Annotated in this window: 10 protein-coding genes; 4 read left to right on the plus strand and 6 right to left on the minus strand. The window is 49.0% G+C overall.

Going from position 1 to position 14,536, the window contains the following annotated elements; all coding sequences use genetic code 11:
- Nucleotides 1–3: 3 nt before the first annotated feature.
- Genes ACKU4E_RS02070 through ACKU4E_RS02090 form a run of 5 tightly spaced genes read right to left on the minus strand, consistent with a single transcriptional unit; the run spans nucleotide 4 to nucleotide 4,444 of the window.
- Nucleotides 4–1,029: an aldose epimerase family protein gene (locus ACKU4E_RS02070; RefSeq protein ID WP_320169431.1), complete on the minus strand. Its 1,026-nt coding sequence runs from the start codon at nucleotides 1,027–1,029 to the stop codon at nucleotides 4–6.
- Nucleotides 1,026–1,901, minus strand: coding sequence for a LacI family DNA-binding transcriptional regulator (locus ACKU4E_RS02075; RefSeq protein WP_320172606.1), 876 nt, complete (start codon nucleotides 1,899–1,901; stop codon nucleotides 1,026–1,028). The genes ACKU4E_RS02070 and ACKU4E_RS02075 overlap by 4 nt, the downstream gene beginning before the upstream one ends.
- Nucleotides 1,886–2,044, minus strand: coding sequence for a LacI family DNA-binding transcriptional regulator (locus ACKU4E_RS02080; protein WP_320169432.1), 159 nt, complete (start codon nucleotides 2,042–2,044; stop codon nucleotides 1,886–1,888). The genes ACKU4E_RS02075 and ACKU4E_RS02080 overlap by 16 nt, the downstream gene beginning before the upstream one ends.
- 11 nt (nucleotides 2,045–2,055) lie before the next feature.
- Nucleotides 2,056–3,393 carry a galactokinase family protein gene (locus tag ACKU4E_RS02085; RefSeq protein ID WP_320169433.1) on the minus strand — a complete coding sequence of 446 codons (1,338 nt, stop codon included), beginning with the start codon at nucleotides 3,391–3,393 and terminating at the stop codon, nucleotides 2,056–2,058.
- A gap of 1 nt (nucleotide 3,394) precedes the next feature.
- Nucleotides 3,395–4,444, minus strand: a complete 1,050-nt coding sequence (locus tag ACKU4E_RS02090; RefSeq protein WP_320169434.1) for a UDP-glucose--hexose-1-phosphate uridylyltransferase — start codon at nucleotides 4,442–4,444, stop codon at nucleotides 3,395–3,397.
- 282 nt (nucleotides 4,445–4,726) lie between these two features.
- On the opposite strand from ACKU4E_RS02090, the gene ACKU4E_RS02095 reads away from it, so the two are divergent.
- From ACKU4E_RS02095 to ACKU4E_RS02110, 4 genes are all read left to right on the plus strand, one after another.
- The gene (locus tag ACKU4E_RS02095) at nucleotides 4,727–5,524 is read left to right on the plus strand and encodes a substrate-binding domain-containing protein (protein WP_320169435.1); all 798 of its coding nucleotides are present in this window, start codon (nucleotides 4,727–4,729) and stop codon (nucleotides 5,522–5,524) included.
- Nucleotides 5,514–8,138, plus strand: a complete 2,625-nt coding sequence (locus ACKU4E_RS02100) for a PAS domain-containing sensor histidine kinase (protein WP_320169436.1) — start codon at nucleotides 5,514–5,516, stop codon at nucleotides 8,136–8,138. Before ACKU4E_RS02095 ends, ACKU4E_RS02100 begins: the two co-directional genes overlap by 11 nt.
- On the plus strand, nucleotides 8,131–9,192 hold the full coding sequence (locus tag ACKU4E_RS02105) for an HD domain-containing phosphohydrolase (RefSeq protein WP_320169437.1): 1,062 nt from the start codon (nucleotides 8,131–8,133) through the stop codon (nucleotides 9,190–9,192). The genes ACKU4E_RS02100 and ACKU4E_RS02105 overlap by 8 nt, the downstream gene beginning before the upstream one ends.
- A gap of 502 nt (nucleotides 9,193–9,694) precedes the next feature.
- On the plus strand, nucleotides 9,695–11,242 hold the full coding sequence (locus tag ACKU4E_RS02110; protein WP_320169438.1) for a DUF4301 family protein: 1,548 nt from the start codon (nucleotides 9,695–9,697) through the stop codon (nucleotides 11,240–11,242).
- A 132-nt stretch (nucleotides 11,243–11,374) separates the two neighbouring features.
- Here ACKU4E_RS02110 and ACKU4E_RS02115 read toward each other — a convergent pair whose 3' ends face one another.
- Nucleotides 11,375–14,230, minus strand: coding sequence for an EAL domain-containing protein (locus tag ACKU4E_RS02115; RefSeq protein WP_320169439.1), 2,856 nt, complete (start codon nucleotides 14,228–14,230; stop codon nucleotides 11,375–11,377).
- Nucleotides 14,231–14,536 lie beyond the last annotated feature (306 nt).

Here is a 14,536-nt window from a genome sequence, read left to right on the forward strand (position 1 = left end):
GCTTCAGATGCGCAGAAACCTGTACTCTGTTGAATGCCTGTATGTTTCTCCGGGATTCAGAATCACGGAGGGAAATTGCTTTTTATTGGGCGCATCCGGATATCCGTGCGGTTCCAGACAGAAGCCGGACCTCGGTCCGTAGATGCATCCGTTTTTGCCCTCGGTTCCCTGAGCAATGTAGTCCCCGGAGTAGAACTGCAGTCCCGGCTGGGAGGTTTCGACCTCCATGGCGAGCCCGCTTTCGGGGCAGCGCACAGTTGTCGCCGGAATCCCGGAGCCGTTCTCATCCAGCGGATAGTATCTGTCGTGCCTGACCGGACCGTCCTGATTCATTCCGTCCATGGGAGCGAAATCAGTGAAGTCTGCCTCCGTACCCTGAACATCGACCAGTTTGCCGTCCGGTAAGAGATTTCCGCCCAGGCTCAGTGTCCGGGAGGACCTTATTTTTAATTCGTACCCCCCAAGGTCACCGCGGCCTCCCCTCAGGTTGAAATAGGGGTGGGAGGTCATGCTGACCGGGCAGGGTTTGTCCGTTACAGCGCTGTATTCAATCCGTAGTCCGTTTTCCATGAGCGTGAACAGTATCTGCGCCAGTAGATTGCCCGGAAAACCGCCTTCCCCATCCGGGCTTATGAGGGTCATGCGCAACGCCGGTTCATTGCCGTTTTCGAGCTGTTCGGCTTGCCAGACCTTGTAACTGAAACCGTTGTAACCCCCGTGCAGGTTGTTTTGCCCCTCATTGCAGTCCAACTGATAGCTGTATTCTCCCAGAACAAAAGATGCACCGGATATCCGGTTGGCAGTTCTGCCCACTGTTGCACCGGAGTATGTTTTGTCGTTAACATAATTTTCCAGCCGTTCATATCCCAGCACCACATCCGTCTGCCCATTTGTCGCAGGAATTTTCAGGCCGGTCAGCGTTGCGCCGTAAGTGGATATGCTGGCTGTGAGCCCGGCTCTGTTGCACATGGTGAAAAGATCGATTTCTTCCCCGTGCAGCGTGCCCCATTTTTCTGCAGAAACGGTCAATCCTGTTCCCTCCTGAGGCTTGAGCCCCGCATCAGAAGCTCCGTTTTCAGGGTGACTGTTTCCGGTATGAAATTTTCATCAATGCTGTTCAGCTGTTTCAATATCAGGGCCGCGGCTGTGCGTCCCATTTCGAACGCCGGCTGGTTGATGGTTGTAAGTGGGGGATCTATCAGGGCCGATTCCGGTGAACCTGAGAATCCGGCCAGGGCAATATCATCCGGAATGCGCAGACCGGCTTCACGGAATCTGCAGAACGCTCCGACCGCGACAGGATCGTTGATGGCTAGTATTGCGTCAGGAGGATTCCCCATGGCCAGATACATATCGGCTCCAATGCGGCCGTCTTCCTCCCTGCAGCCGCCTGTACCCGTATGCAGCTCCGGATAGTACGGAATGCCGTAATTTTTGAGCGCCTGCATGTAGCCGTTGAAACGCAACTGGTTGAGTGCGATTCCTTCCCGTCCGGCCAGAAAACCTATGCGCTTGTATCCGCAGTCGATCAGGTGGCTTGTGATCTTGTATGCCGCCCTGAAATCGTCGATAATCACCTTTCCGGTATTCAGTTCCGGGACGACCCTGTCGAACTGCACTAATGGAATTCCCTGCTTCATGACGGCCTTCATGTGTTCGAAGGTCGTGGTTTCCAGTGAAATGGCCATTATCAATCCGGCGACCCTGTTGGCGGCAAGCGCTCTGGTATTCGTTATTTCGCGTTGCAGGGTTTCGTCGGACTGGCAGACTATGATGATGAATCCGGCATCGTAGGCAACGTTTTCTATACCGCTGATGACGGTGGCAAAAAAATGATGCCGGATTTCAGGAACGATAACGCCTATGGTGTTGCTGCGCTGTTTTTTCAGGCTCTGGGCAATCGGGTTCGGCTGATAACCGTATTTTCCGCAGCATCCATAACCAGCCGCTTGGTCCTGTCGCTGATGTCAGGATGATTGTGCAGGGCCCGCGAAACTGTCGATGGCGATATGCCCAGTTTTCTGGCCAGGTCTTTCAGGGTCATCTGTGGCATCCTTATCTGCCTGCCTTCGGTCCGGCAGTCAGGAATTCATGTCCCGGCTGTCGAATCATCAGTTCAATCAAGGAACCAGTCCCGAAAATTTTTTCCATGGTCCTGCGATATTTATCAAAACAGGATTCGTGAACATATGCCTGTATGGTTCCCGCAAATCCCCCGCCGTGAATTCTGGCTACTCCCTTGGAATCAAGCAGCAGTCCGGTCAGATGCAGGGCAAGCGGGATGGGTTGTGCTGACGGGTCCGTAGTGCTGTAGCAGTTCTGCAACAGGTGGCTGGAAGAATTGCCGGACTCCTCAACGAGCCGAAGGAAACCGGTCATATCTCCGGACAGCAGGGCTTCGGCCTGTAATACTGCCCGCTCATCTTCGCCGATGAAATGGAACAGTCGTAACAGAGCCCTGTCACCGGCCTGCTTGCGAATGATGTCTATGTTGTCCAACACTTCGGCTGTGGTGATCCCTCTGGCTTCAGTATGCCCAAGGCTGTTTGCCGCCGCAGTCATCTCAGAGGGGATTGCCGCGTAATCCGGGGTCAGATCGGCATGGCTGCCCCCTGTATTCAGAACGCACAGCCGGTAGCCTGTTCCGTAAAAATCGTTGGTACAGTCATGCTGACCGAATCCGGGTGTCACCCTTTTTATGCCGGGGTTATCCGGGTTCTTGAAATCTATGCTCAGGATGCCTTCGAAGGAGCAGGCCATCTGATCCATGAACCCGCACGGCTTGCCGAAGTGGATGTTTTCAGCCCGTTTGGCAATTCTGGCTATATCCAGAGGGCCGATACTGCTGTTGTTGAAAAGATGATTGAAGATACGTCCGACAAGGACTTCGAAAGCGGCCGAGGAGCTGAGGCCCGTTCCTGCCGGAATCGTACTGGAGACACAGGCATTGAATCCGGAAATTTTGAACCCGGACCGGCGGAACCCGTCGGCCACACCGCGGACGATGGCCTCGCTGGTTTCTTTTTCTTCCTCCCTCGGGGAAGTGTCCGAAAGATTTACAATGATGGGTCTTTCGTAATTTTCGGAAAGGATGGTCACCGTGTCTTTGTCTGAGGAATTGGCTTCCGAGAAAACAGCCAGACAGTCCAGATTTATTGCGGCAGCAAGCACCCTGCCATGATTGTGGTCGGTATGATTTCCGCCCATTTCTGTTCTGCCTGGAGCACTGGCGATTCCGGCCTTTTGCGGACTGAAGGTCTCAGCCATGCGTTTGAGCAGGCGCTCCAGACGGTTTCCGGATTTCTTGAGCCTTGAACCGGAATGGATGAGAGACAACTCACGGTCGAAGTCTCCCTGTTCAAGCTGTGCGCGCAGAATATCAACCGGCAGCATATCAGTTTTCCCCATCCATGAAATGAGTTTCCGGCATTTCGCGCAGGCGTTTTGCGCTCTGCTCAGCGGTTATATCCCGTTGCGGCATGCCCAGCATTTCGAAACCGACCATGAATTTGCGCACAGTGGCCGAGCGCAGCAACGGAGGATAATAGTGGATGTGCCAGTGCCAGTGATCTCCGTTTCTGCCGTCAACAGGGCTTTGGTGTATTCCCATGGAGTAGGGGAATGAGGTTTCAAACAGATTGTCGAACCGTATGCCCATGCGTACGAGAGCTTCGGCAAGGTCGTCCTTTTGCCGGTCGTCCATGTCGGTCAGCGTTCCCATATGCGTTTTGGGCAGAATCATGGTCTCGAACGGCCAGACCGCCCAGAAGGGGACCAGTGCCGCAAATGATCCGTTCTCGAAAATTATACGCTCGCCGGATTCCAGTTCCTTTTCCAGATAGCGGCAGAGCATACACTTGCCGCGGTTTTCCATGAACTCACGCTGTCTTGAATCTTCTGCTGCCGGAATTACCGGAACAGAACCTGTAGCCCAGATCTGCCCGTGCGGGTGGGGATTGGAGCAACCCATTATATCCCCGCGGTTTTCGAAAATCTGGACATAGCCGATGTCATCCCGCGCTCCCAACTCCCGGAACTGTGCGCACCACGCATCGACAACCCTGCGGACGTTTTTGGGCTGCATACGGGAAAGAGTCAGGTCGTGGCGGGGAGAAAAACAGACCACCCGGCATATTCCGTTTTCAGGTTCCGCGCGAAGCAATCCGTCTTCATCGGAAAAACCGTTTATGGAGTCGGCCAGCAGGGCGGGGAAATCGTTGTCGAATACAAAAATATCTTCGTAGGAAGGATTTGTGTCGCCGGTATTGCGAACATTGCCGGGGCACAGGTAACAATCCGGATCGTATTCCGGTTTTTCCGGACCGGTCGTCTTTTCCTGACGGCCCTGCCAGGGTCGTTTTGTCCTGTGCGGAGAGACCAGCACCCATTCCCCGGTAAGGGGATTGAATCTTTTGTGAGGGTGTTCCTGAAGCTCTTTTGTCATAAGTGCGTTTCCTGTCCCGGTTCATGAATCAGTTTCTGCAAACGAAACCGCAAACGTTTTCGGTAGTATCTCCGGACTTGGGTATCTTGTCAATAATGCTGTCGCAAAATGTTGTTCATGTTTTATGTTTACCAAGGCAACAGAAGATGTCTTTCATGAAATTTAAAGAATTGTGTCTTCATGCACGGTGGTGTTTCTTGCTGATGGATGCGAAATTTATTATTAATGATTTGCACCTCCAGTTGAGGTCCGTTTTTTGGCTGTTGAAACCCGGGAGGGAGAATGAGGTTGTCCGGTTGTCGTGAACATATTGCAATTTTAGCCGTTTTGGCAGCTGTGCTGTTGACGGTGCTGGTTTCGTGTGCGGGAAATGAACCTGCGCATAAACGTGAACTGTTGATTTATTGCGGTATCACCATGATAAAACCGATGACTGAAATAGCTAAAATAATTGAGGAAGAATACAACTGCAAAATACATATCACCAAAGGCGGGTCCGGAAATCTTCTCAAGTCATTGAAGGCCAACCAGCTTGGGGATCTTTATCTGCCGGGCTCTGATTCATATATAAAAACATGCATCCAGGAAGGGTTGGTTACCGAGGCTGTCCATGTCGGGTTCAACAAGGCTGCCATGATGACACGGGAAGGCAATCCCAAGAATATCCCTGCCGCGTTGGAAAGTCTGGCTGATCCCCGCTATTATGTGGTGATAGGTGATCCGGATAGCGGCAGCATAGGGCGCGAGACAAAGAAGATACTGGTGAAAAGAGGCTTGTTTGAGCAGGTCGTAGGCAATGCCAAGCAACTGACAACTGATTCAAAAGACCTTATCCGTGTATTGAAGGATAAAGAGGCCGATCTGGTCATCAACTGGTATGCCACGTCCACATGGCCGGAAAACAGAGATTCGGTGTCTGTGCTGCCTATTGATGATCGATATGCGCAAAAGAAGAAATTGATGTTGGGATTGCTGAGATTTTCAAAGCACCCGGATATCGCAAAAGCTTTTATGAAATACGCCACTCTTGAGAAAGGGCGTGAGATATTTAACAAATACGGCCTTTATGATGTCAAATAGCAGATTGCCGAGCCTGTTTGAAAAGACGGTAATACGGAAAGTAGTCTACCTCAGTCTTACTTTCCTGTTGTCTTTCGTGGTCTTTTTTGCCGTTGAAAATCTTCATTTTAAGGCTGTATCCGGTTTTCAGGAGCGGATTGAGAATCAGCAGGCCCGAGCTTCACTCGGTAAAGCCCTTCTTTCCAGACTGCTGATGATAGAACTGGACCTGCGCAAGCTCGGCGAAGCGGAAGATGTGCGTACCGTTGATATAATTCAGGACGCAGTCTTTGATTATATCAAAAGCATCTCTGAAGTGCTGAAAATACTTCATAACGGCGGAACATTCGTCAATTCCCGTCCGGCCAATTTTTATAACGTCGATCATGTTGATGAGAAAATCAATTTCAGCCGAGGGTCGGAAGACGGATACGTGATGGAGGTTATTGACCTCACTCCCAAGATTATTGATTTGAAAGATGAAGTGGAGTGGATTGCTTCCAGAAAAAGAGAACTCATAGATGCCGGAAACGGTCCCGATGCCAGAGAACTTGAGGACCGCATAAGCATAAAAATGATGACTGTGGAGGCCCTTATCCTGCGTGCTCGCGAGTCGGCAAGCAAGATTTTTTACGATACTCAACTGGAAATCAAGCAGCTAACCCATCTCAGACAGGAAGCCTTTCAGCGTTTTTCCATGATCCGTTTCGGTCTTCTCGGGTTTACCCTTTTAATCGGCGGCCTGCTGTTTTTCCGCATATTCCATCAGTTGCGGAATATTCTTAATGACCGGGAGCATAAGACCAGAAACCTTGAGGAAACAAAGCAGACAATTGAGACCATACTGGATTCCATTCCGGTAGGTGTTGTTATCGTGAATAGCGATAAAGAAGTCGTTCGTACCAACTCCGAGGCCCTGCGTCTTTTTGAAGCAAAGGGACCGGATGACGTCCTGCATAGGAAATGCAGCAATCTTTTCTGTCTTTCCGCGGAATCGGAGCTCTGTCCCTTTGAAGCGGACCTCAGTCCCAATCATGTGGCCGAGATAAAGGTTAAGACCTGCCGGGGACGGGAGATTACTGTTCTTAAAAATGCCACTCACATCAGTTTTGCCGGAGAGCGTTTGGTTCTTGAGGCTTTTATGGATATTTCTCCCCGGCTGGAGATGGAGAACAGGCTTCAAGAAGAGCAGATGTATGTCAACGCTGTCCTGCAGGGCGTGCAGGCAGGTGTGGTTGTCATCCATGCCGCCAGCCATACCATTGTAGATATGAATGAAGCTGCGGCAAGGCTTATAGGGGTTGAAAGGAGCGAGGCGATCGGGGCTGTCTGTCATAAGTATATATGCCCTGCCGAGCTTGGGCGTTGTCCGGTGACAGATTTAGGGCATACTGTTGATCATGCTGTGCGCCGTCTGGCCAACGGAAAATCCGTTCTTAAGAGTGTTGTGCCGCTTCAACGCGGCGGTGAACTTTATCTGCTTGAAAATTTCGTTGATATTACCGAACGCGTAGATGTTGAAGAACAGCTTAAAACCGCTCTTGCGGCAGCGGACAAGGCCAGCCGGGCCAAGTCCGAGTTTCTGTCGCGTATGAGTCATGAGTTGCGGACTCCGCTCAATGCCATTGTCGGGTTTTCCGAGTTGTTGCTCGACGATAAAGACAAATTTCTGAGCAGCCACCAGTACGCTCAAGTGGAGCATATCAAGGTTGCCGGGCTGCACCTCATGCAGATGATTACAAAGGTTCTGGATTTTTCCAAAATTGAATCCGGGAACATGATTGTAAGTATCGAACCGGTTTCCATCCATGGAATAGTTTCGGAATGCATGGTTCTGCTGGAACAGTTCGCTGTGCAGAGCGATGTTTCTGTTTCAATTGACAGCGGACTGGCCGGACTTCCGTCTGTAGAAGCCGACCGCACCTGTCTGAAGCAGGTTGTCTTAAACCTCATGTCCAACGCTGTTAAATACAATAAAGCAGGCGGAGATGTTCGTGTGTGCGGAAAGCTGTCCTCCGGTTTTGTCATGTTACAGGTGGAGGATACCGGAATAGGCATTCCTGAGAGTCGGTTGGATGAAATATTCGATCCCTTTACCCGGTTGATTGATGAAGCCTCTGCCATAGAGGGAACAGGGGTAGGGCTGGCCATAACAAAACAACTGGTTGAGTCCATGAACGGATCTATCCGGGTTGAGAGCCGGGAAGGTGCCGGGTCGGTCTTTTCTTTGTCTCTTCCCGTTTCGTCAGTTTCTGAGGAAGAGGGGCAATATGGTGTGGAGAAGGAACACGACGGGCTGACAATTGTTTACATTGATGATGATCAGGACTCTATTGCGGAAATGCGCAAGCTTACAACCGGCTTTGGATCATGCACTTTGGTTGTGCGCAGAAATATTGAAAGCGGACTCAAGGCTGTGCAGCTTATGAAGCCGGATATCTGTATTTTAACTGACCGATTTTATGGAGGATGGGGAGATGATTGGAAAGACGTTCTGTCCTCATTGCCCCTTGCGGTTCTCCGTTCCGACGGTGATACCGGGCCTGCTGACGGGGTACCGAGTTTGACTAAAAATTTTAATCCTGATAACCTTTTGGAAATAATAGATAATTTTTGGGGAAGCAAACATGGTTGACCAAAAGGAACTCAGCAAATCCAATATTCTGATTGTTGATGATAATCCTACCAATATAGTCCTGCTTGAAAATGTGCTGGAGCGTGAAGGGTACACCAATTATACCTCCACAGTTGATCCGCGCGAAGTGCCTGCCTTATATGATGCCGAAGATTTTGACCTGCTTCTTCTGGATATCCGCATGCCTCATATTAACGGTATTGAATTGATGAGAATGCTGCACGACCGGATACAGGATGATTACATCCCCATTCTGGTTCTTACCGCGCAGACGGATCAGAAAACGAGGCAGGAAGCTCTGCAGGCCGGAGCAAAGGATTTTCTGACCAAGCCGTTTAATTTCTGGGAAATTATTCTTCGTATCCGCAATATGCTGGAAACCAGATATTATTATAAACGGCAGATTTTAAGGGCGGAAACCCTGGAAGCCGAGGTTAGGACCAGAACCAGAGAATTGTATGAAACTCAGCTTGAGGTGGTGCGCAGGCTTGGCAGGGCAGGGGAATTCCGGGACAATGAAACCGGTAACCATGTAATACGCATGAGCAAGGTTTCCGAGATTATCGCTCGGGGCATGGGGCTTGATGAGCATACCTGTGAACTGATCCTCAATGCCAGCCCGATGCACGATGTGGGCAAGATCGCCATTCCGGACTCTGTGCTGCTCAAGAGCGGTCCTCTGGACCCTGAAGAATGGGAACAGATGAAAACGCATGTTGCTGTAGGGGCGGAGATTCTGGGTGATCATCCTTCCGAGATAATCTGGACCGCTTCGCAGGTTGCCCTGTATCATCATGAAAAATGGGATGGGTCAGGGTATCCTGAAGGCCTAAGGGGCGAGAATATTCCCCTTGTCGCACGGATAGCTGCCGTGAGCGATGTCTTTGATGCCTTGACCTCCGAGCGGCCTTACAAGAAACCATGGACCATGGATGCTGCAGTTGAGTATATAAGCTCCGAATCCGGAAAACATTTTGATCCGCAAGTAGTCGATGCATTCATCGCAAACCTTTCTAAAATAGTAGAGGTCAGAGAAGCTTTTCCTGATTCCTGATTAATTCGGCCCCGCTTGATTGCCGTCTTTGTGTCCCTCCTCTCCCTTAGAAATTATACTCCCCCTTTTATTCTCTTTTGGCTGAAAAACAGTTCTTCGTTTTGATCAGATCAAGGAGGCAAGTTCTGTAACGGTCTCTTTTTTTGCGACTTTGTATATAGTAATCTATTTTTATTTATAAATATTTATTTTTGCGCCGAATGATCTGTTTGATGAGCGCAACCGGTCTGTTGCTGTTTTGCTTTCGGATTGTAACCGTCTTTTCAGTAGGTTGCCCTTGTTGTAATTTTAATTCCATATATTTCAGTTGGTTGTTTTAATGTTTTGAGATCTCAAGAAAAATCTGAAAAGTTTCAAATTAATTTATTTGAAGACTAAACAGCCTCGAAAAACTGTGTTATGGGTAGGTATCCATTAGTGCCTTCTGGAGTTTCTCGGCGTCTGTGAGAAAAGAATTTTTATCTTTGTTATCAGATAGTTAAAACAGCAAGGTGAGGTGCACATGACTACCGAAAATGAACTGATCAAACTGGAAAAAAGTTTTAATGATATTCTGGACAACGGTATTTCTGCCAGGGCCATGGCAGAACAGATACGAAGATTCGAGACCGGGTTTCCGTCCACCAGACTGGAACGGGCCTGCACTCCCGGGGACGGCATTTATCGCATAGAATCAGACGAGCGGGATTTCCTTCTCGACATATATGAAGATGCTGCCGAGGAAGGCCGTTTTTCAAAGTTTGTACCTGCGTCCGGTGCTGCCACGCGCATGTTCAAGCATCTGTTGGCCATGCTGAATTCAGGAAACAGCCAGGCTGATCTTGATGAAAAAGATGCGGCCATGTGTCGTGACTTCATGGATAGCCTGCCGGTGTTTCCTTTTTATGAAAAACTGAAGGATTCCATGGCTGATGCCGGGTTTGATATTGATGAGTGCTGCGCCACCGGAGACTACGTTCCGGTGCTTGAGTCTTTGCTGACTGAAAAGGGGCTTGGATACGGATCAATGCCCAAGGGGCTTATTCCGTTCCACCGTTACGGGAGCGAATGCCGCACTCCTTTCGAAGAGCATATTGCGGAGGCAGTTGAGCATATCCGGTGCGGCAAGGGACGAATCAAAGTTCATTTCACCGTCAGCCCGGCATATTCTGATGCAATAAAAGAGCACATTGAGCAGGCCAGAGAAAAGTTTTTCGGTCATAAACTGGACATTTCGTATTCGGTTCAGTCCGGCAAGACAGATACTGTGGCGGTCGATATGGAAAACAATGTGTTCCGTACAGCGGACAGCAAAATTCTGTTTCGTCCGGCAGGGCATGGCGCTCTTCTCGGCAATCTGTATGATATGTGCGGCGACATCGTTTACCTGAAAAACATTGATAATATCGTACCGGACAGCGTGAAGGGTGATACCGTTGAATACAAAAAACTGCTTGGCGGATTGCTGGTGCAACTGCAGTCGGAAGTGTTTGAATGCATCAAGATACTTGAAAAGCCTGATTGTGACGAATTGGATATCGCCACGGTAGCGATATTCGCGGTGACCAGGCTTAACATGCGCCTTCCCGACGATTATGCACTGCTTTCAATTGAAGAGAAAATTGACATTTTTTATTCCAGGCTTGCCCGTCCTGTGCGGGTGTGCGGAATGGTTCGTAATGAAGGGGAGCCGGGCGGCGGTCCCTTCTGGGTAAAGGGCGTTGACGGAGTAGCGGCTCCGCAGATTGTTGAAAAAAGCCAGGTTGATCTTGATGATCCCCTGCAGGCCGAAGTACTTGGATCAGCGACACATTTCAATCCGGTGGACCTTGTCTGCGGCGTACGCAATCATAAAGGGGAAAGGTTCAACCTGCATGATTTCGTTGACCCCGAAACCGGTTTTATTTCTGTGAAATCAAAAGACGGGCGGAAATTGAAAGCAATGGAACTGCCCGGACTCTGGAACGGATCAATGGCCGACTGGATTACCTTTTTTGTGGAAGTTCCGTTAAGCACATTTTCGCCGGTTAAAACCGTCAATGATCTGCTGAAGGACGAACACAGGCAATAGCAGTCCCGGCTGAAAATATTTGTGGGTAGTTGTTTCAAGGGTAAAGGCCCGAACCGGAATTATTGATTGCGCCGGGGAGGGCCTTTTAACGTTCCTGATTGTCTACTTGTAAAAGCTACACTTCAGGTAGAGTCAGTTGTTCAGATGCTCAATAAGTTCCTGCAGGGGCATGGGTTTTCCGTACAGAAAACCCTGTATCCGGCTGCAGCCAAGGGAAAGAAGTTTAGCGGACTGCTCCGGCTTTTCCACTCCTTCTGCAACCACATCCAGACCGAGGTTGCGGCTCATATCTATGATTGTCTGGACTATGCTTGTATCTTCTTCACTTTCCGTTATGTCCATAACGAATGAACGGTCAATTTTAAGCGTATTGATCGGAAATCTTTTGAGATAGGCAAGGGAGGAGTATCCTGTTCCGAAGTCGTCGATGGACAGGGAAAAACCCATTTCCGAAATCTGTTCCAGAAGTTCCACCGTTCCTTTTACGTCATCCATCAAGGTTGATTCGGTTATTTCAAATTCAATATTTCCGGGGTTACATCCTGTATTCTGTACGGTGGAGCGGATATCATTCAGGATTTCCGGATCATCTAGCTGACGCCCGGACAGGTTTATGGAAACCGAGAGCGGAAGTCCCGTCTTATTCGATATGACCGGCAGATCCTTACATGCTGTTTCCAGCACTATTCTGCCGATATCAATGATCAGTCCTGTTTCCTCGGCCAGCGGGATGAATTCTCCCGGAGAGATCACAATCCCGTCCGGGCGTATCCAGCGTACCAGTGCTTCCAATCCATAGACAGTTGCTGTTTCAAGGTCGGTTTTGGGCTGATAGTATACAGAAAACTCCCTATCAGCCACAGCCCGGCGCAGAGCATTTTCCACCGTTAACCTGCGTTTCGCACGTTCATTCATCTCCTGACGGAACATATGGTAGCCGTTACGTCCTTCCTCTTTGGCCTGATACATGGCCATGTCGGCGTTCTTGATCAGAGTTCCTGCATCCTCGCCGTCATCAGGAAAGATGGTTATTCCAAGACTGGTCGTTACGTGCAGTGTGGTTTCGTCTATGGAAAACGGCCGGGCAAATGAACTGAGCAGCTTCTCTATTCTGGTGATCAGATCCAGTTCGCTGGCAATACCTTCTATCATGATAACGAATTCGTCACCGCCTAGCCGAGCGAGGGTATCCTGCGGTTTGAAAATCTGTTTCAGACGTTCTGTTGTCTGAATCAGTATCCTGTCTCCTGTTTCATGCCCGAGTGAGTCGTTGACGTTCTTGAAATTATCCAGATCCAGGTAAAACAGTGCCAGTCTTGTTTCGTGTCTTTTGGCTCTGGAAATCGCCATTGCGATACGGTCGATAAGCAGAATCCGGTTGGGCAGGCCTGTCAAAGCATCATGGTGAGCCTGATATTTCAACTGCTCCTCTTTGCTTTTCATCTCTGTAATATCATGAAATACGGACACATAATGAGTCGGTGCCCCGTCAGCATCGCGGATTGCGCTGATGCTCAGCAGTTCCGGGTATGATTCTCCGGTTTTGCGTCTGTTCCATATTTCTCCTGTCCAATGTCCTTTTTCCCTGATCTGCGTCCACATGCGCTCATAGAATTCATTGCTGTGTTTGTCGGACTTAAGGATTTTGGGGTTCCTGCCCAGTATTTCTTCCTGTCTATATCCCGTAATGGCCGTGAAGGCTGGATTAGTGGCAATGATTTTGCCTTCAGTATCGGTTATGCATATACCTTCCATGGCATTTTTGAATACTTCTTCAAAAAGTCTGCGTCTGTATTCCGACTTCTGTCGTATTTCAACTTCAGTGTTCAGGTCGCTTTTCATGCCTTGCAGGTCATCCATGAAGCGGTTGAATCCCTGTGAGAGGGTTCCTATTTCATCGCGCGAATCATGTGCGGAACGGACGCCCCAGTTTCCTTTTGCCGCCTCTGCAAACAGTTCCGCAAGACGCCGTACCGGAGTAGTAATACTGTCGCTCACAACCGCTCCGAGAGGAATTGCCAGCAGCAGCGCAATTGCTATTGATAGGCATATGAAGGTGATTATCTTGTTCAGCGGTCCGTAAATTTCGTCCGTGTATACTGAGGATGCGACAATCCACCCCAACTGGGGCAGTTCTTCGAATACGGCTATTTTCTTTCGTGGCTCGCTGCTGTCAGGTGACTGCCAGCGATATGCGATCTTCCCGTTTTTCTGTTTGTAAATGTCGTGCAGGAACTGATAGCCGAGGGTGTCGTAAAACTCTTTCATGGAGCCTTTTACCCACGGATGGACGATTATTTCCTCATCCTTGCCGATAATGAATACATACCCGGACTTGCCCAGGCTGATTTCCATGACTTTTTCCCGGAAGTCGTCAGCATTTATAAGGTATGAAAATTCATTTTTGTAGGCTGAAACGGATATTATCCAGTCCCACGGTGCAAAGTAGGACATGAAAAGAGCTTTCGCTTTTTTTTCTTTTTCGCCGGGATTATTCCATTCGTAATTGATATAGCCGTTTTTGAGCGCGGTCTGTTCTCTTATAAACTCGTGGTCGGAAATATTTGTTCCTTTCACTTGGCTGCGTGGATGAATGGCCACGTTTCCGTTGCTGTTCAAGCAGTATAAATATCCTGTTTTTCCTATTGTCTGCCCCAGCAGAATCCTTTCAGCCCGTTGCTTTGCTTCATCTTCACTGATTTTCCCGGACTGGTATTCTTCATAGATCAAAGAGACGATTTCGAGATTTTTTTCTGCTATTGCACGTAGATGGCTGCGCACGGATACATTTACGGCCGCCTGGACCATATTCACCATGGCTCGGGTGGTATTGTGCAGTTCCTTTTCAATATTGTCCTGAACTATTCTATGAACCAGCGGATATATGCATGATCCACATAAGATGAGTGAAAAAACGGTCAGGATCGAGATTGAAGCCGTAAGCCTTGCTCTGATGCTCAGCCCGGTTAAAAATATGTTTTTTTTCATGTGCGGCAGGATATAATAGATTCGTAGGGTGAAAGAAGAGCAACATATTGCTGGATAATATATCAGAGGTTAGGAGGGGAGAGTATTATTTTTATGCGCGAGTAATGTGGGCGAGAATCTTTATCATGTTTTTCGTGTAGTCTTTTTCATTTCAGGGTATGTTAAATACTGCAAAGTGTCGGCAGTGCGTATGCAGTTGTCCAAAGATATTTATGTTCAAGAGTTTGTGTTGATTAATATATTGAAATAATGTTATGTTATTATCAATTTTAAGCAGGGGTTCAACTGCGGGAAGCCTGATCAATT

The sequence above is a fragment of the Maridesulfovibrio sp. genome (assembly GCF_963677005.1).
In the GTDB taxonomy this organism is placed as follows: domain Bacteria; phylum Desulfobacterota; class Desulfovibrionia; order Desulfovibrionales; family Desulfovibrionaceae; genus Maridesulfovibrio.